Source organism: Bacteroides sp. DH3716P (genome assembly GCF_025914115.1).
In the GTDB taxonomy this organism is placed as follows: Bacteria; Bacteroidota; Bacteroidia; order Bacteroidales; family Bacteroidaceae; genus Bacteroides; species Bacteroides ovatus.
The window spans coordinates 3,997,672-4,016,834 of record NZ_CP083673.1 but is presented as its reverse complement, the minus strand read 5'-3'; the positions used below and the strand labels follow the sequence as shown (position 1 = coordinate 4,016,834).

The 19,163-nt window shown below is 44.3% G+C and carries 15 protein-coding genes and 1 other RNA gene; 11 read left to right on the top strand and 5 right to left on the bottom strand.

Features of this window, described 5'->3' with window-relative positions:
- Positions 1-34: 34 nt before the first annotated feature.
- Together KQP79_RS15050 and KQP79_RS15045 are read right to left on the bottom strand one after the other, a co-directional pair.
- A complete protein-coding gene (locus tag KQP79_RS15050) occupies positions 35-1,774 on the bottom strand; it encodes a glutamine--tRNA ligase/YqeY domain fusion protein (RefSeq protein WP_004303881.1) in 1,740 nt (579 codons plus the stop codon).
- A 48-nt stretch (positions 1,775-1,822) separates the two neighbouring features.
- Positions 1,823-2,635: a PstS family phosphate ABC transporter substrate-binding protein gene (locus tag KQP79_RS15045; protein ID WP_004296655.1), complete on the bottom strand. Its 813-nt coding sequence runs from the start codon at positions 2,633-2,635 to the stop codon at positions 1,823-1,825.
- A gap of 177 nt (positions 2,636-2,812) precedes the next feature.
- On the opposite strand from KQP79_RS15045, the gene pstC reads away from it, so the two are divergent.
- From pstC to KQP79_RS15015, 6 genes are all read left to right on the top strand, one after another.
- A complete protein-coding gene (gene pstC / locus KQP79_RS15040) occupies positions 2,813-4,009 on the top strand; it encodes a phosphate ABC transporter permease subunit PstC (RefSeq protein ID WP_118032911.1) in 1,197 nt (398 codons plus the stop codon).
- Position 4,010: 1 nt separating this feature from the next.
- Entirely contained in the window at positions 4,011-4,886 is an 876-nt protein-coding gene (pstA, locus tag KQP79_RS15035; protein WP_118161539.1) for a phosphate ABC transporter permease PstA, read from the top strand.
- A gap of 8 nt (positions 4,887-4,894) precedes the next feature.
- Positions 4,895-5,653, top strand: coding sequence for a phosphate ABC transporter ATP-binding protein PstB (pstB, locus tag KQP79_RS15030; RefSeq protein WP_004296658.1), 759 nt, complete (start codon positions 4,895-4,897; stop codon positions 5,651-5,653).
- 55 nt (positions 5,654-5,708) lie between these two features.
- A complete protein-coding gene (gene phoU, locus KQP79_RS15025) occupies positions 5,709-6,398 on the top strand; it encodes a phosphate signaling complex protein PhoU (RefSeq protein WP_004296659.1) in 690 nt (229 codons plus the stop codon).
- Between the two features lie 375 nt (positions 6,399-6,773).
- On the top strand, positions 6,774-7,376 hold the full coding sequence (locus KQP79_RS15020) for a riboflavin synthase (RefSeq protein ID WP_004303876.1): 603 nt from the start codon (positions 6,774-6,776) through the stop codon (positions 7,374-7,376).
- A 32-nt stretch (positions 7,377-7,408) separates the two neighbouring features.
- Complete coding sequence (locus KQP79_RS15015; RefSeq protein WP_008777194.1) at positions 7,409-7,954, top strand: nitroreductase family protein; 546 nt, start codon at positions 7,409-7,411, stop codon at positions 7,952-7,954.
- 213 nt (positions 7,955-8,167) lie between these two features.
- Here the strand turns inward: KQP79_RS15015 and KQP79_RS15010 are convergent, their stop codons facing one another.
- The 3 genes from KQP79_RS15010 to rnpB all read right to left on the bottom strand — a co-directional run bounded on the left by KQP79_RS15010 (position 8,168) and on the right by rnpB (position 13,321).
- A complete protein-coding gene (locus tag KQP79_RS15010) occupies positions 8,168-11,452 on the bottom strand; it encodes a S41 family peptidase (protein ID WP_008651518.1) in 3,285 nt (1,094 codons plus the stop codon).
- A 51-nt stretch (positions 11,453-11,503) separates the two neighbouring features.
- The gene (locus tag KQP79_RS15005; protein WP_004296663.1) at positions 11,504-12,823 is read right to left on the bottom strand and encodes a YihY/virulence factor BrkB family protein; all 1,320 of its coding nucleotides are present in this window, start codon (positions 12,821-12,823) and stop codon (positions 11,504-11,506) included.
- Positions 12,824-12,935: 112 nt separating this feature from the next.
- Positions 12,936-13,321: RNase P RNA component class A (gene rnpB, locus KQP79_RS15000), an RNA gene on the bottom strand.
- A 98-nt stretch (positions 13,322-13,419) separates the two neighbouring features.
- On the opposite strand from rnpB, the gene KQP79_RS14995 reads away from it, so the two are divergent.
- From KQP79_RS14995 to KQP79_RS14975, 5 genes are all read left to right on the top strand, one after another.
- A complete protein-coding gene (locus tag KQP79_RS14995) occupies positions 13,420-14,400 on the top strand; it encodes an NlpC/P60 family protein (protein ID WP_008651519.1) in 981 nt (326 codons plus the stop codon).
- 4 nt (positions 14,401-14,404) lie between these two features.
- Positions 14,405-15,556: a dipeptide epimerase gene (locus tag KQP79_RS14990; RefSeq protein ID WP_138343904.1), complete on the top strand. Its 1,152-nt coding sequence runs from the start codon at positions 14,405-14,407 to the stop codon at positions 15,554-15,556.
- A 219-nt stretch (positions 15,557-15,775) separates the two neighbouring features.
- Positions 15,776-17,311, top strand: coding sequence for a trypsin-like peptidase domain-containing protein (locus KQP79_RS14985; RefSeq protein ID WP_004296667.1), 1,536 nt, complete (start codon positions 15,776-15,778; stop codon positions 17,309-17,311).
- A 184-nt stretch (positions 17,312-17,495) separates the two neighbouring features.
- Positions 17,496-18,356 carry an RNA polymerase sigma factor RpoD/SigA gene (locus KQP79_RS14980; protein WP_002561589.1) on the top strand — a complete coding sequence of 287 codons (861 nt, stop codon included), beginning with the start codon at positions 17,496-17,498 and terminating at the stop codon, positions 18,354-18,356.
- Positions 18,357-18,490: 134 nt separating this feature from the next.
- Positions 18,491-19,114 carry a murein L,D-transpeptidase catalytic domain-containing protein gene (locus tag KQP79_RS14975; protein ID WP_022199541.1) on the top strand — a complete coding sequence of 208 codons (624 nt, stop codon included), beginning with the start codon at positions 18,491-18,493 and terminating at the stop codon, positions 19,112-19,114.
- The last annotated feature ends 49 nt before the right edge of the window (positions 19,115-19,163 follow it).

The following is a 19,163-nucleotide window of genomic DNA, read 5'->3' as shown; positions in this document are numbered from 1 at the left end:
CAGCCCCATTGTAAAGTTAAGCTTGAAAGCTTAGTTATTTATTAATCTTACCCCATGTGTCTTTCAACCCTACTGTACGGTTGAAGATTAGTTTATCCGGGGTTGATTCTTTGTCGATATTAAAGTAACCGATCCGTTGGAACTGCAGATAGGAGAGTGGAGGCAGGGTAGCTGCGAACTTCTCTATGTAGCAGTTGGGCAGAACTTTCAATGAATCCGGATTAATGATTTCTTTCATGGCTTCCAGTGCTTCGCATTTTTTTGCTTCGCGGATGGCGGCCAGTTCGTCACGTGGATTTTCCACTTTCCACAAACGGTCGTACAAACGTACTTCTGCTTGCAGGCAGTGGTTGCAGCTTACCCAGTGGAGCGTACCTTTCACCTTGCGGTTCGCATCCGGCATGCCGCTGCGGGTATTTGCGTCATATTCGCAATATACTTCTGTGATAACACCGTTTTCGTCTTTCTTGCAACCGGTACATTTCACGATATAAGCATTTTTGAGACGTACTTCTTGCCCCGGTGTCATGCGGAAATATTTCTTGGGAGCGTCTTCCATGAAGTCTTCGCGCTCCATCCACAATTCGCGGCTGAACTCGATCAGGTGACTTCCTGCTTCCGGATCTTCCGGATTGTTGATTGCTTCCAGTTCTTCAACCTGTCCTTCCGGATAGTTGGTGATAATCAATTTAACCGGGTTGATTACTGCAGATATACGGGTAGCACGGCTGTTCAAATCATCCCGGACAGAGCTTTCCAACAGGGCGATGTCGTTCAGGGCATCGTAAGTGGTATATCCGATTTTATCGATAAACTTATGAATGGACTCCGGTGAATAACCGCGACGGCGGAAACCGCAGATCGTCGGCATACGAGGGTCGTCCCATCCGTTTACCAATCCTTCTTTCACCAGTGTGAGCAGGTTACGTTTGCTCATCAGGGTGTAACTTAGGTTCAGTTTGTTGAATTCAGTCTGACGGGGACGGTTGTCGTTCAGGTCTTTTCCTTCTTTCAACCAATCGATGAAGAGGTCGTAAAGCGGACGGTGTACCACAAATTCAAGTGTGCACAGAGAATGAGTCACTCCTTCGAAGAAGTCACTCTGTCCGTGGGCGAAGTCATACATCGGATAAGCTTTCCAGGTAGTACCCGTACGGTGGTGCGGGTGTTTCACTACACGGTAAATAATCGGATCGCGGAAGTGCATATTCGGATTAGCCATGTCAATCTTGGCACGGAGCACCATGGCGCCTTCTTCGATCTCGCCGCTATTCATTTTCTTAAAAAGTTCGAGGCTCTCTTCGATAGGACGGTTCCGGTAAGGGCTTTCCACACCCGGTTGGGTAGGAGTACCTTTCTGCTGTGCAATCAGTTCGGAACTCTGTTCGTCGATATATGCTTTTCCCTCCTGAATCAGGCGGATAGCGAAGTCCCATAATTGTTGGAAGTAGTCGGAAGCGTAGTATTCATTTCCCCACTGGTAGCCTAGCCATTGGATATCTTCTTTGATAGCTTCTACATATTCCACATCTTCCTTGGTAGGGTTTGTGTCGTCGAAACGAAGGTTACATACACCGCCGTGTTTTTCTGCGATGCCGAAATCAAGGCAAATAGCTTTGGCATGGCCGATGTGAAGATAGCCGTTGGGCTCGGGCGGGAAACGCGTCTGCACTTTTCCACCATTTTTACCTTCTTTCAAGTCTTTCTCTACTGCCTGTTCAATAAAGTTCAAGCTTTTCTTTTCGCCTGCTTCTTCGTTTTTAATATCTGTCATAACGGTTAATGTTATCTGTATTTAGGCTACAAAAGTAGGACATTTTTTTTATTTAACCGGAATATAACCGCTCTTTTTTATAATGTCCTGTCCGTCGGATGAAAGAATAAACTGAATCAGGGGGTTAACTTGTTCCTTATTTTTTACATTGTAATAGTAGTAAAGCGGCCGGACGATAGGGTAGGTTTTGTTGGTGGCATTCTCTACCGTAGGGGTGGCGTAGTGGCTTCCGTCATAAGACACGGAAAGCGTTTTGACACGGGGAGACACGTAGGCCAGTCCTACATATCCGATGGCTCCTTTGGTCTGGCTGACAGACTGGATAATAGCACCTGTTGCCGGCATGGAAAGGCTGCTTGCCATGTAGTTTTTATTTTTCAGTACGCTCTCTTTGAAAAATTCGTAAGTACCGGACGATGTTTCACGCGAGTAGACTACTATTTTTCGGTTGTCTCCGCCTACCTGTTTCCAGTTGGTTATCTTCCCCCGGAAAATATCCTCCAGCTGTTGGCGGGTCAGCTGTTTCACCGGATTAGAGGGATGCACCACCACGGCGAGGGCGTCGTAGGCAACAATCACTTCGTTTACTTCTTCTCCTGCCGCTTTAATTTTCATCTTCTCGCTGAACTTGATCGGGCGGGAAGCCATTGCAATGTCCGTTGTATTATCCATTAAAGCGGAGATACCCACACCGGTTCCGCCACCGGTTACAGTGACACGGGCATCCGGATGCTGGTTCATAAACCGCTCTGCTGTCTGTTGTGCGACAGGCAGTACCGTGTCGCTACCTTTTATACGTTGTGCGTTGGCACCGAGCGAGAGTAAGGAAAGGGCGATTAATAAGTTTCTTCTCACTTTCATATTTCTTCTTTTTATTGACTTTGCAAATTAAGCAATCGGATATTACATTTCCATTTCATCCGGAATGGAAATGATACTTGTAACACAAACGTAACATGATTGAAACATTTCCTTCAAACGTTAGTCACACCTCCTTAATAAAGAGACGCTTTCTTTGCATCAGAAATCATAGTAGGTATGAAAAAGGTATTTGAAAGGATTATAGAAGGAATGTTGACTTGTAGCGGTTTCGTGACAAGTATTACTATTCTGCTGATTGTACTCTTCCTTTTCACGGAAGCTTTCGGGCTGTTCAAGAGTAAGGTGATTGAAGAGGGATATGTGTTGGCGCTGAATAAGAGCAACAAAGTTAGTGTGTTGAGCCCTGCACAGATAAAAAATGTTTTTGATGAGGAGATCACAAACTGGAAGGAACTCGGTGGGGAAGATCTCCCTATCCGGGTTTTTCGTTTGGAGGATATAACGCAGTATTATACGGAAGAGGAGCTGGGACCTGCTTATGAATATGCAGGCGACAAGATTACGGAACTGGTAGAGAAAACACCGGGTATCGTAGCTTTTGTTCCGCAGAAGTTTATTGTTCATCCGGACGCGGTGCATTTCATAGAGGATAACACCATTTCCGTGAAAGATGTATTTGCGGGTGCCGAATGGTTTCCTACGGCCACTCCGGCAGCTCAATTCGGCTTCCTGCCGTTGATTACCGGTACGTTGTGGGTGAGTCTGTTCGCCATTCTTTTTGCTTTGCCGTTCGGGCTTTCGGTTTCTATCTATATGTCTGAAGTGGCAAACCCGAAAGTGCGGAACTGGCTGAAACCGATTATCGAACTGTTGAGCGGTATTCCTTCCGTGGTCTATGGCTTTTTCGGGTTGATTGTCATCGTTCCGTTGATTCAGAAGTTGTTTAATCTTCCGGTGGGAGAGAGCGGCCTGGCAGGGAGTATCGTACTGGCCATTATGGCATTGCCTACCATCATAACGGTGACGGAAGATGCGATGCGTAACTGTCCGCGTGCAATGCGGGAAGCGAGTCTGGCGTTGGGGGCTTCTCAATGGCAGACGATATATAAGGTAGTAATTCCTTATTCTATTTCGGGTATTACATCTGGTGTGGTACTTGGCATCGGACGTGCTATCGGGGAGACGATGGCAGTATTGATGGTGACAGGTAATGCGGCTGTGATTCCGACAACGATCCTTGAGCCTTTGCGTACCATTCCGGCTACGATTGCCGCCGAACTGGGAGAGGCTCCTGCGGGTGGTCCGCACTATCAGGCATTGTTCCTGTTGGGTGTCGTACTGTTCTTCATAACATTGATTATCAACTTTAGTGTGGAATATATTTCTTCTAAAGGATTAAAACGTAGCAAATAAGATGGAAATACGGAGTAATAATAAAGCTAAACACCGTTCGCAGAAACTCGCTTTCGGGATTTTCCGGTTGTTAAGTCTTTGCATTGTACTGATATTGTTTGCGATTCTGGGATTTATCATCTATAAGGGAATCGGTGCTATCAGTTGGGATTTTATCACTTCGGCTCCTACGGACGGAATGACAGGTGGCGGTATCTGGCCGGCTATTGTCGGTACCTTCTACCTGATGGTGGGAAGTGCGCTGTTTGCATTCCCGATAGGGGTGATGAGTGGGATTTATATGAATGAGTATGCGCCGAAAGGCAGGTTGGTACGCTTTATCCGGGTGATGACCAATAACTTGAGCGGTATTCCTTCCATCGTATTCGGATTGTTCGGTATGGCGCTGTTTGTCAATTATATGGGGTTTGGTGATAGTATTCTGGCAGGCTCTTTGACATTAGGTTTGCTTTGCGTACCTTTGGTCATCCGGACAACGGAGGAAGCTTTGAAAGCCATCCCCGACAGTATGCGTGAAGGTAGCCGGGCATTGGGAGCGACGAAGTTGCAGACGATATGGCATGTTATTTTGCCGATGGGTATGCCGAACATTATCACTGGGTTGATTCTCGCCTTGGGACGTGTTTCGGGAGAGACGGCGCCGATTCTGTTTACTTGTGCCGCATATTTCCTGCCGCAACTTCCTACCGGCATTTTGGATCAGTGTATGGCCTTGCCTTATCATTTGTATGTGATTTCCACCAGTGGAACGGATATGGAGGCACAACTGCCGCTGGCTTATGGCACGGCATTGGTATTGATTATGATTATCCTGTTGGTGAATCTGCTGGCTAATGCCTTGAGAAAGTATTTTGAGAAAAGAGTAAAAACGAACTAAATTAGTATATGGATACAGTGAAAATAGATGCGCGTGATGTGAACTTCTGGTATGGGGACTTTCATGCATTGAAGGGCATCAGCATGCAGATTGAGGAAAAATCGGTTGTTGCTTTTATCGGACCGTCCGGTTGTGGCAAATCTACTTTCCTCCGGCTTTTCAACCGGATGAATGATTTGATTCCTGCTACCCGTCTGGAGGGAGAAATCCGTATCGACGGACATAATATCTATGCGAAAGGCGTGGAAGTGGACGAACTCCGCAAGAATGTGGGAATGGTGTTCCAGCGTCCCAATCCTTTCCCGAAAAGCATATTCGAGAATGTGGCTTACGGACTTCGTGTGAACGGAATAAAAGATAATGCTTTCATTCGCCAGCGTGTGGAGGAAACATTGAAAGGAGCGGCTCTTTGGGATGAGGTGAAAGATAAGTTGAAGGAATCGGCTTATGCATTGTCCGGCGGACAGCAGCAGCGTCTTTGTATCGCCCGTGCGATGGCTGTCTCTCCTTCGGTATTGCTGATGGATGAACCTGCGTCTGCGCTCGATCCTATTTCTACGGCGAAAGTGGAGGAGTTGATTCATGAACTGAAGAAGGATTATACGATTGTAATCGTTACGCATAATATGCAGCAGGCGGCCCGTGTCAGTGATAAGACGGCGTTTTTCTATATGGGAGAAATGGTGGAGTTCGATCAGACGAAAAAGATATTCACCAATCCGGAGAAAGAGGCTACCCAGAATTACATAACGGGACGTTTTGGGTAATCCGGGTATCTGGAACCCAATTGATAGAATATTAATCATTTATATATAATAGACTATGGTAAAGTTTATAGAATCGGAACTCATCCTATTGAAGAAGGAAATTGATGAAATGTGGACCTTGGTGTACAACCAGCTTGACCGTGCCGGAGAGGCTGTGTTGACCCTTGACAAGGAGCTGGCTCAACAGGTGATGGTTCGCGAGCGCAGGGTGAATGCTTTTGAATTGAAGATAGATAGTGATGTGGAAGATATTATCGCATTGTATAATCCGGTGGCGATTGATCTTCGTTTTGTGTTGGCTATGTTGAAGATTAACACAAATCTGGAACGTTTGGGTGACTTTGCGGAAGGGATCGCCCGTTTTGTACTTCGTTGCAAAGAACCGGTATTGGATGCGGAGCTGTTGTCTCGTCTTCGCCTGGCAGAGATGCAGGCAGAGGTGTTGTCGATGCTGGAACTGGCAAAACGTGCCTTGAATGAAGAGAGTAATGATTTGGCGGCAGGAGTGTTTGCTAAGGATAATTTGCTAGATGAAATCAATGCGGATGCAACAGGGATTCTTTCAGACTATATTATCGAACATCCGGAAGCTGTACATACTTGCGTAGATTTAGTCAGCGTGTTCCGTAAACTGGAACGTTCGGGAGATCATATTACCAACATTGCCGAGGAGATTGTATTCTTCATTGATGCCAAAGTGTTAAAACATCGTGGAAAAACCGATGAAAATTACCCGGAAAAGTAATTTTCTGCCGATTTTTAAACAGAAATTAGGGCTCCTTAAAAAATTATCTTATATTTGTCTCCTGTAACGGACAAGTTACAGGAGATTTTGCTTCAAATGATAATAAATCCAAAGAATTTTCAAAAAGATGTTATATGACATGTTTTATAATTTGGATAGTATCGGTAAAACCGCCTATATTTGCACCGTTATCCTGAAAACAATCTTTTTACCTTAAAAAAAAACTAATACCTATTGAAAACTGAAAAATGGAGCTTTGTGAAAAGCCCCATTTTTTTTTGCTCTTATTTTCTAAGCTGCTTCCTTATTCGTATCTTTGACCCTTGCATTAAGAGAGTACTTTCAATTGTAAAATCGTAAATAGTAAATAGAATTATGTTTTCTGGAATCGTAGAAGAATATGCTACTTTGGTAGCACTGGTGAAAGACCAGGAGAATATACACTTTACATTTAAGTGTTCGTTTGTGAATGAGTTGAAAATCGACCAGAGTATTTCTCACAATGGTGTATGCCTGACGGTAGTGACTCTGACGGATGATACGTATACGGTGACTGCCATGAAAGAAACGTTGGAGCGTTCTAACCTCGGTTTGTTGAAAGTGGGGGATAAGGTGAACGTTGAACGTAGCATGATGATGAACGGTCGGTTGGACGGACATATCGTTCAGGGACATGTGGATCAGACTGCTACTTGTATCGATATTAAGGATGCGGAAGGCAGCTGGTATTTTACATTCCGATATGCGTTTGACAAGGAGATGGCGAAACGCGGATATATCACCGTGGATAAAGGTTCGGTGACTGTGAACGGTGTTAGCCTGACGGTATGTAATCCGACGGATGATACTTTCCAGGTGGCTATCATTCCTTATACATACGAGCATACGAACTTCCATACATTTGAGATTGGCAGTGTGGTAAATATCGAATTCGATATTATCGGCAAGTATATCAGCCGGATGATTCAATATAAATGAGAAAATATAAATAAGTGACTGGAGGATTGGAAATGGCATATACTGATTTTCTTCAATTGGTGCAGGCTCGTCAAAGTGACCGTTCGTATGATAAAGAACGTCCGGTGGAGCCGGAAAAGTTGGAACGGGTACTTGAAGCTGCACGTTTGGCGCCTTCGGCCTGCAACGCACAACCTTGGAGGTTTGTGGTCATCACAGACAAGGAACTGGCTCAAAAAGCCGGGAAAGCTGCTGCTGGCTTGGGAATGAATAAGTTTGCCAAAGATGCTCCCGTGCATATTCTGGTTGTAGAAGAATCTGCTAATATAACCTCCCTGCTTGGCGGAAAGGTAAAAGGCAAGCATTTTCCGTTGATCGACATTGGAATAGCGGCTGCTCATATTTCTCTGGCAGCTGAAGCCGAAGGTTTGGGTTCTTGTATTCTGGGTTGGTTCGATGAAAAAGAGCTGAAACAGCTTGCCGGTATTCCTGCTTCGAAACGTTTATTGCTGGATATTGTCATTGGCTATCCGGCAAAGGAAAAACGTAAGAAGATAAGGAAGCCGAAAGAAAAGGTGATTTCATACAATCGTTATTGATTGAAAAATAATTATATTCTTAGCCCTTTAGGATAAGCATATAACAGAAAGCATCGTTGGTTTTAAAGGAAGGGGACGTTCCTTTTAAACCAACGATGCTTTCCTTTTAAAGGAACGACCTGTTTCTTTAAAACCAATAAATGGCTTTTTTAAGGTGTTGATAGTTAGCGTGTTATTGATGCCGCTTTTCCGGTGGCATCAATAATGCTATATTTATTTCTTTTTTGACAAATCTTTCAATAGGTAGTCTACTGCTGCTTTCAGTTGTGCATCTTCTCCTTTCAGGCTGGCTGCCGGTTCGTTATAAACTAGAATATCAGGTTGCAAGGTCTGATTTTCGAGATAGTTGCCTTGCATATCCATACAACCCACCTGCGGGATACCGAATACAATAGACGGATCTATCTGGCGTTCCCACCACACGGCGGTCATCGTGCCTGCCACCGGGGCGCCTACCAGTTTACCAATACCTAGAGTCTTATATACGTAAGGAGTGCCATGAGCATTGCTATAATTGTCTTCGCAAGTTAGCATGCATGAGGCTTTCAGCCATTTGTTGAATGGATCGCTGCCGATATATTGTCCGCGTGGCACGAAACGTTGATATTCTTTTCCACTAAGTAAGGTGACTACATCATCGTGTAGCCATCCGCCGCCATTATGACGGGTATCTACCACTACGGCTTCTTTATTGCGATAACGGCCGAGCAGTTCGGAATAGATCTTGCGGAAGCTGGGGCTGTCCATACCTTTAATATGTACATAAGCAATGCGTCCGCCGGAAAGCTCTTCCACTTTCTTGGTGCAGCGCTCTACCCAACGTTTGTAAAGCAGCTCGCTTTGAGTTCCATAGCTGATTGCCTTTACTGTTTCTTCAAAACGTTTTTTAGTAGAAGGATCGTATACGGTAAGTACTACTTTGCGTCCGACTTTGCCTTCAAATAACGGGAAGTAATCAGCACCGGCTTCAATCGTTGTGCCGTCTACTTTTTCAATGATGCAACCTGCCTTCACTTCTGTCTTTTTCTGCGTGAAAGGACTTTGCTTCATGATTTCCTTGATCTTTAACCCGGCACCGTCGTATGACTCATCGTAAAAGACTCCCAGAGTAGCGGTAGGCATTGCGCTGCCTCCTGCTGCAAACCGGGCTCCGGTATGGGAACCATTCAATTCGCCAAGCAATTCACTCAACATTTCCGTGAAGTCATAATTGTTGCTGATGTGGGGCAAGAAGCGTTCGTATGCTTTTTTATATCCTTTCCAGTCCACTCCATGCAAGTCGGCAGTATAGAATTTGTCATTTACTTGTTGGCAAACGTGGTCGAAGATGTATGCGCGTTCATCATAAGGACGGTAATCGAAGAATGCTTCAAATTCTATCGGTGTAATTTTGCTACCGGCAATCTCTATTTTCTTCAATCGGCCGCCTGTGCACATAAAGATATTCTTTCCTTCTTTATCCGGTATGAGTGAGCCGCCGCCAACTCCTTTCAATAATATTTTAGTCGTATTTTCTTTCAGTTTATGCTCCCAAAGGTCGTAGTCTCCTTCAAAAGCTGCCAGGTAATAAAGAATATCACCTTTCGGACTCATGACAGCGTCACCCAGGCGGGAAGAATTTACAGTTAGACGGACGATGCGGTCAAAACGATTCTCCAAATCGAATGTAAGAGGCTTTATCTCTGTACTGTCTTTTTTCGCATTCTCATTCTGGTTCGTTTTCTTCTTACTGTCTTTAGTGTCTTCTTTCTTCTCTGCCTTTTCTTTCTTGTTTTTTTCTTTTTCTGCTTTCTCTGCCTTTTCCGCTTCTTCAAGTAAGGCAATATCTTCTTTGCTCATCAGGAAGCGGTTGTAGGCATCGACGTCGAAAAACATAATATAGGTGTCGTCTTCACTTCCCCAGCTACCATGGCTACGGTATCCGGCACGGTCACTGTTCCATATCATTGCTTTCCCGCCCAACACCCATTTGGCGTTGCTGTCGCTGTATCCGCTTTCGGTAAGATTGACCATTTCGCCTTTTCCGTCGGCTTTCAGCAAAACAACGTCTTTATTGTTCCAGCCTCCTATGCCAATGAAGTCTGATAGAATCCATTGGCTGTCGGGGCTCCATTGGAACCATTGGTCACCGTCGGCATAAGAATATTGATATTTGGCATCCATCACTGTGCGCACAGCCTTGTTTTTTAGATTGATGACACGGATAGCGGTACGGTTCTCGAGGAAAGCAACCTCTTTACCGTCAGGACTGAATTGTGGTTGGAAAGAAGCGACTTTGGAGTTTGTCAAACGTTCTTCTTTCAATTCTGTGGCATAGGTGAATTGTTTCTCCTCTTTGCGTACGATGGTGGAAGTGTAAAGCTGCCACAATCCATCGCGTTCTGAAGAGTAGACGAGTGTGCGTCCGTCGGGAGCGAAACTGATGTTACGTTCCTGATCGGGTGTGTTGGTAATTTGTTTGGTTGTTTTGTAGTCAATGGAGGTTACGTAAACATCACCGCGCATAATGAATGCGACCTCTTTTCCTTTGGGAGATACAGCGATGTCGGTAGCCCCGTTGGATTTGATTTGGCGGATAATATCTTTGTCATTCTTGTCTGCCAGGATACTTATATTTACCTTTTGGGGTTGTTTGCCCGGAGTAAGTGTATAAATTTCGCCGTCATAACCATAACAGAGTGTGCCGGTGGTTGAAATGCTTAGAAAACGTACGGGATGCTTTGTATGGAAAGTGATTTGTTGGGAAGTGGTGGTTCCGGGAGTACGTTGGAATATATTGAAGGAACCTTTCTCTTCACTTAGATAATAGAATGATTTACCATCAGGACTCCATACCGGTTCGCGGTCTTCACCTCCGAAAGTAGTTTGTTTTTGATAAACAGGTTTTTTCCCGGGAGTGTATGTCCAGATGTCACGGGCAATAGGGGATACCTGATGCTTGCGCCAATAGTCTTCGTATCCTTTCTTGTCCTGATAGAGCATCACTCCCTCCTTATTAATAGAGATGCACTCCATTGGCATGGATGAGAACATAGCGGGGCGTCCTCCCGTCACGGCTACCTCGTACACTTGCTGGAACTGGCCGGAAGGAAACCCGGCATCTTCGGCAGAGGGAGCAATGTTGGCTGTGAATAAAATGTGTTTGTTGTCTTTGTAGGCAACAGGTTTCTCACTGCCTGAATGAGTGGTCAGTCGCTGGGGTGCTCCTCCTTCACTGGATACGACGAAAACGTCGAGACTTCCCATGCGATCCGATGCAAAGGCAATTTGTTTACTGTCGGGACTCCATACCGGTTCCGTATCAAAAGCCGGATTGGTGGTGATTTGTGTGGCACGTCCGCCGGTTGACGGTACCGTGTAGATGTCTCCTTTGTAGGTAAATGCAATGGTGGTTCCGTCTGGAGAAAGAGCGCAGTGGCGCATCCATAAAGGAGATTCTTGTGCAATGCTTGTCCCTGCTAGACAGATGACAAATGCACTTAGCAGTAGCTTTTTCATTTTTTCTAATATTGTGTTAAGTTCATTCTCGCGATTTAAGGTTTGACTTTCCTACAAATCCTTCAGTAATACTTTACTTGCTTTTTTATAGTATTCTTCTCTGGATTCGGTCAGCACCTTCCATTCGTCGTTGAATTCTTCGTCTTTGTCTATTTTGAAATTCTCGGAGCCGTATGTGTCCAAACGGTCCAGCAGGACAGCCACATTCAGTTGATTGATATCCATTGAAGGCTGGTAACCGATTTCTTCGCTTTTTTCGTCGGTAACAACCTCGTGAATCAATTCTATTTCCTGTAACTGATAAAGTACCTGATTTGTCAGTCGGATGGGGATCTGATGCTCCTCCGATATTTCTGCAGCCGTATAGGGCGGTTCGTTCTTTTCGAATCGTTTGGCTATGAGTGACATAATCAGGATGGATATAAAATCCCGGTATCGTCTGCTGATGTTCCGGGTGTCCTGGTCAAAGCTAAAGCTGCGGATATTCTGTCCGGCATACGTCAGTTCGGCTCCAAACAAACAGATTGTCCAGGATATCTGCAACCAAAGCAGGAATAAGGGAAGTGCGGCAAAACTACCATAAATGGCATTGTACTTTGACACCCACAACTGGCTGTTGATGTACAGGAACTGAAAAGCCTGATAAGCAGACCCTGCCAGAATACCTGCAATGAGAGCGTGTTTGAATTTCACTTTCGTGTTCGGCATGAAGATGTACAGCCCGGTGAACATCAGCCATGTCAGGACAAAAGGAATAAGCCGTATCATGAATTTCATAACAGGAGCGAGCAGGACGAAATCATCCATCTGCTTGAGAATGGTGCTCATAAACAGAGAAAGTCCTCCGGATACCACGATCAGAATCGGCATCAGCAGGAACATGGAGAAATAGTCCGTAATCTTGCGATACATGGATCGTGCTTTTTTCACTTCCCAGATACGGTTGAAGGTGATTTCAATATTACTGACCAGATTGATAACCGTCCATAACAACATTACCAAACCAACTCCAATGAAAATACCTCCTTTGGTCTGTGAAAGATAGGAATTGACAAATGAGAGAATGGCCTCCGTTGTTTCTGTATTTCCTCCAAAACCGTTGCGGAACTGATGTTCCATCAGGTTGTCGAACCCGAAACCACGCGCTACGGCAAACAGGATGGCAAGTATCGGTACAATGGCAAGCAATGTGCTATAAGTAAGTGCAGAAGCTTTATTGGCCATCCGGTCTTTGGTAAACCGATTGATACAAAGATAGACGGTCTTTATAATATTGTAGAGTGAGAACTTGGTTCGGGTCACTTCGTCTTCCGTAATGCGCCAGATGTCATACGTAAGAAACTTCCATATATCGGTGATTTTCTTCTTCATAGTTCTTCGCTAATTACTAATTGCAAGCAACTAATTACTGATTACAACAGACTTGCTCGAACAGTCGATCCTCATCCATTAGTCATTTGTAATTAAATGGATAATTAAAAGAAAAAGCAGTCAGCCTATAAGCCGAGTTCTGTACCCATATAATTTCCAATTATTAATCTTTAATTATATCAGGTGCCTGTCATTTATCTGAGTGGCGTGTCACCACGACACTTTAGCGGTCTACCCTCCGACATGGAGCGAGCAACTCTCATAACGCCGGTTTACATGACCTTACAACTCCTAAGACGTACAGCCCGCATGTCGCCATGCGACTGGTGGGCTCTTACCCCACCTTCTCACCCTTACCTCTCCCCGAAAGGAGCGGCGGTTATTTTCTTCTACGTTACTCTACCCTCGCGGACAGCTTTCTGTTAGGAAGTAGGATGCTCTATGTTGCCCGGACTTTCCTCCTGCACGAAACATGCACGCGACAGACCGGCCAACTGCTTTAGACTGCAAAAATACGTCATTTATTTTGTTTTAGCCAAAGAAAGTATCACAAATAGAAATAATTTCTAACTTTGCTATCATTAAAATGGATTTTAATGAAGAAGAATATCCTCCTTTTCTATTGTTTCCTGGCGATGATGGCAGCTAGCCTGAAAGCACAGGAAATACGTCCCATGCCTGCCGATTCGGCTTATGGGGTAGTACATATTTCAGTTTGCAATTTGCGCGAGGAAGGCAAATTTACTTCCGGCATGAGTACGCAGGCATTGTTGGGAATGCCGGTCAAGGTGCTTCAGTATAACGGTTGGTACGAGATACAAACACCGGATGATTATACCGGATGGGTGCACCGGATGGTAATTACCCCCATGTCGAAAGAACGGTATGATGAATGGAATCGGGCAGAAAAGATAGTGGTTACCTCGCACTACGGATTTGCGTATGAGAAACCGGATGAGAGTTCCCAACCCGTATCCGATGTTGTTGCGGGCAATCGTTTGAAGTGGGAGGGGAGCAAAGGACATTTCTATCAAGTGTCTTATCCCGACGGACGGAAAGCATATCTTTCGAAATCCATTTCCCAACCGGAAGCGGAATGGCGAGCTTCACTGAAACAAGATGTTGAAAGTATCATTGAAACAGCTTACTCGATGATGGGAATTCCTTATCTATGGGCAGGAACCTCTTCCAAGGGAGTGGATTGTAGCGGACTGGTACGGACCGTACTTTTTATGCATGACATTATTATCCCGAGAGATGCCTCTCAACAGGCCTATGTGGGCGAACATATCGATATTGCTCCTGACTTCTCTAATGTCAAACGGGGAGATCTGGTGTTTTTCGGCCGGAAAGCGACTGCGGAACGTAAAGAAGGTATTTCTCACGTCGGCATTTACCTCGGAAACAAGCAGTTTATCCACGCATTGGGAGATGTGCACGTCAGCAGCATGAATCCTTCGGATCAAAACTATGATGAATTCAACACGAAGCGTTTACTTTTTGCTGTCCGTTTCTTACCTTATATAAATAAGGAGAAAGGAATGAATACCACAAATAAGAACCCCTTTTATCAATAAAAGAATGCAGAACAGGAGAGATTTTTTGAAAACGGCAGCTTTGGCTGCTTTCAGTTCGGGGTTAGTAGCCCGTCAGGCACTAGCCGGAGAATCGTTGCTTTCTACCATTCATATAAATAAGCTCGGTTTGGGAGGGAAGATGAAAATGACTTTTTTCCCTTATGAATTGAAGTTGAGGCACGTGTTTACAGTTGCCACTTATTCGCGTACAACAACTCCCGATGTGCAGGTAGAAATAGAATATGAAGGCGTGACGGGATATGGAGAAGCCTCTATGCCTCCTTATTTGGGAGAAACAGTAGAGTCTGTGATGAATTTCCTTGGGAAAGTGAATCTGGAACAGTTTAGTGATCCTTTTCAGCTAGATGACATTTTGTCATACGTTGACAGCCTCTCGCCAAAGGATACGGCAGCGAAAGCTGCGGTAGATATCGCCCTTCATGATCTGGTAGGGAAACTATTAGGCGCTCCCTGGTATAAGATATGGGGATTGAACAAAGAAAAGACACCTTCCACTACCTTTACGATAGGCATCGATGCGCCGGATGTAGTGCGGGCGAAAACAAAAGAGTGTGCCGATCAGTTTAATATATTAAAGGTGAAACTGGGACGGGACAATGATAAGGAGATGATTGAAACCATTCGTTCGGTAACAGACCTTCCGATAGCGATAGATACCAATCAAGGATGGACAGACCGCCAATACGCGCTCGATATGATTCATTGGCTGAAAGAAAAAGGCGTTGTGATGATAGAACAGCCCATGCCTAAGGAGAAGCTAGAGGATATTGCCTGGATAACACAACAGAGCCCGCTACCGATATTTGCGGATGAATCCTTGCAGCGTCTGGGAGATGTAGCCGCTTTAAAAGGCGCTTTCACGGGAATCAATATAAAGCTGATGAAGTGTACCGGTATGCGTGAAGCATGGAAGATGGTGACATTGGCTCATGCACTCGGCATGCGTGTCATGGTGGGCTGTATGACAGAGACTTCCTGTGCTATTTCTGCAGCTTCACAGTTCTCGCCATTAGTGGATTTTGCCGACCTGGATGGCAACCTGCTTATCTCTAATGATCGCTTTAAAGGGGTGGAAGTGGTGAAAGGAAAGATCACTCTGAATGACTTACCTGGAATCGGTGTCATGAAAATCTGACTTTACTGAATGAATGTCAGAGTGTTAAAGCCATCTGACATACAACGAATGTAAATTTGTCAGGTGTTGTCGTTAACCGCTGTTAAGCTCCAAATATTCTCTGTTAAAAGTGGACAAAAAAGAGTGACAAGTAGAATAAGTGAACGATATTTGTTATTATTTTAACGTCGTAAAAGTTAAAACAATGTCGAATATTAACAATTAAAAGAATTATAAATCATGAAACAGACAACAAAGAACATTCTGGGAGTAGGAGCAATCATTCTTCTTAGCTCAGGAGTTGCAGGATTGACAACTTACAAATTGTTGCAATCTAACGAATCTGCAAAAGAAACATCTTTTAATGAGATGTTCAAGCAGAATCCCAATGTCAAATTGGCTGCTTTTGACGCTGTGAACGCTCAACCTGTTGATTTGACACAGGCTGCCGAGAATTCACTTCATGCTGTCGTACATATAAGGTCTACTCAAGAAGCTAAAACAAGAACTGTTCAGCAAGCGCCGGACATTTTCGATTTCTTTTTTGGTGATGGACGCGGACAGCAACGTCAGGTACAGTCTCAACCTCGTGTAGGTTTTGGTTCGGGAGTAATCATCTCGAAGGATGGATATATCGTAACGAATAATCATGTGATTGAAGGTGCGGATGAAATCAGTGTGAAACTGAATGATAACCGTGAGTTTAAGGGACGCGTGATTGGTACTGACCCTAGCACCGACCTTGCGCTGGTGAAAATTGAGGGTGATGATTTCCCGACTATTCCGGTGGGAGATTCCGAAGCGTTGAAAGTAGGAGAGTGGGTATTGGCAGTAGGTAACCCGTTCAATTTGAACTCTACTGTAACTGCCGGCATCGTAAGTGCAAAAGCCCGTTCTCTGGGAGTATATAATGGTGGTATAGAATCATTCATCCAGACGGATGCTGCCATCAACCAGGGTAACAGTGGTGGTGCACTGGTAAATGCCAAAGGTGAATTGGTTGGTATCAATTCAGTGCTTTCTTCTCCGACAGGTGCTTATGCAGGATACGGTTTTGCTATCCCGACCAGCATTATGACGAAAGTAATTGCCGACTTGAAACAATATGGAACAGTACAACGTGCATTGCTCGGTATTCGTGGTGGCTCTATCGGTAGCAGTTTGATGGACGACCGTCAACCGATTGACAAATCCGGTAAGACATTGGCAGATAAAGCTAAAGAACTGGGTGTTGTAGAAGGAGTATGGGTTTCTGAAATCGTAGAGAATGGTTCTGCTGCCGGAGCTGATATCAAAGTCGATGACGTAATTATCGGTGTGGATAATAAGAAAGTATCCAATATGGCTGACTTGCAGGAAGCACTTGCTAAACATCGTCCGGGTGATAAGGTGAAAGTAAAACTGATGCGCGATAAGAAGGAAAAGACCGTTGAAGTAACGTTGAAGAACGAGCAAGGTACTACCAAGATCGTGAAGGATGCAGGCATGGAAATCCTGGGAGCTGCTTTCAAAGAGTTGCCGGATGACTTGAAGAAGCAATTGAATCTAGGTTACGGTCTGCAAGTGACAGGAGTTTCTTCCGGTAAGATGTCAGATGCAGGAGTTCGTAAAGGCTTCATTATCCTGAAAGCTAATGACCAGCCGATGCGCAAAGTCAGCGATCTGGAAGAAGTAATGAAAGCTGCTGTTAAGTCTCCGAACCAGGTATTATTCCTGACCGGTGTGTTCCCATCAGGTAAACGCGGATATTTCGCTGTCGATCTGACTCAAGAGTAATATATAAAAATAAGGTAAGAAGATTGCAGGATAAGCTAATGAAATAGAAAAAGGATGCCGCCAATCAACTTGTCGGCATCTCTTTTTGTTTTATTAGATGAAAAATATAGTGTAAAAGTTACTTAATTTTGTATGTTAACAAATTATTTGTCGTAACTTTGCACTCCAAATCTGTTTTTAAAGAATGAGACAACTAAAGATTACCAAAAGTATCACTAACAGAGAGAGCGCTTCTCTTGATAAGTATTTGCAGGAAATCGGCCGTGAAGACCTGATTACTGTCGAGGAAGAAGTGGAACTCGCTCAACGCATTCGTAAGGGTGACCGTGTAGCATTGGAAAAATTGACACGTGCCAATCTTCGTTTCGTCGTATCTGTGGCTAAACAGTACCAGAACCAAGGTTTGAGTTTGCCTGACTTGATTAATGAAGGCAATTTAGGACTGATTAAGGCTGCCGAGAAATTTGATGAAACACGTGGATTTAAGTTCATTAGCTACGCTGTATGGTGGATTCGCCAGTCTATTCTGCAAGCATTGGCAGAGCAGTCGCGTATTGTTCGTCTCCCGTTGAATCAGGTAGGTTCGCTGAATAAGATCAGCAAAGCCTTCTCGAAGTTTGAACAGGAAAACGAGCGGCGTCCGTCTCCCGAGGAGTTGGCAGACGAACTGGAAATTCCGGTTGATAAAATCTCTGATACGCTGAAGGTATCCGGCCGTCATATTTCGGTGGATGCGCCTTTTGTGGAAGGGGAGGATAACAGCCTGTTGGATGTGTTGGTTAACGATGATTCGCCAATGGCGGACCGCTCTCTGGTTAATGAGTCTCTTGCGAGGGAAATTGATAGAGCTCTTTCTACGTTAACCGATAGAGAAAAAGAAATCATTCAGATGTTTTTCGGTATCGGACAGCAAGAAATGACATTGGAAGAAATCGGCGATAAATTTGGCCTCACACGTGAGCGCGTTCGTCAGATTAAAGAAAAAGCAATTAGAAGACTTAGACAAAGTAATCGTAGTAAATTGCTCAAATCTTACTTGGGATAAGTAAGGAATATCAGTTTCTGAAAGAAAAAAGAATTTGAGTCGCATAAGTCGCACTTTTCATATAGAAGAATGTACTTATGCGACTTTTTACATAAGCCCCATTCTATAATTCAATCTTATACTATGTGAGTTTTATGAAAAAGTCAGTTTTAATATCATTGGTTCTTATTGCTTTGGGAGCAGGGATGGTGGCGTATGCAAAATGTGCGGCATCCTCTTCTGATTCGGTGCCTGTTAAAGTAGAGCAGCGTTTGCGGGAAAAAGCACAGGCGGGAAAGGCTTATTGTGATAAGAATGGGTATAATACGAATTATTGCTTTCTGGTAGATTTCAGTATTCATTCTGGTAAAAGGCGTTTCTTTGTATGGGATTTCAAAGGAGATTCCGTGAAGTATGCCAGTCTCTGTGCTCATGGATATGGGAAAAATAGCACTGTGTCCAAGCCTGTATTCAGCAATGTGGAAGGTAGTTATTGCTCTTCTTTGGGGAAATACAAGGTGGGTATCCGGTCGTATAGCAAGTGGGGAATCAATATTCATTATAAATTACATGGATTGGAAGCGACGAATGATAATGCTTTCAAGCGGTATATCGTGTTGCATTCTTATACTCCGTTGCCGGAAACAGAGGTGTATCCTTTGCATCTTCCGTTAGGAATCAGTCAAGGGTGTCCTGTAATATCCGATGAAGTGATGAGGAAAGTTGACGGGTTGCTCAAAGCGGAAAAGAAACCAGTCCTGCTATGGGTCTATGACTAAGAAATGCTATTTATTTGAGATAAATAGAGGTAATCTCCTCTTTTTTGTT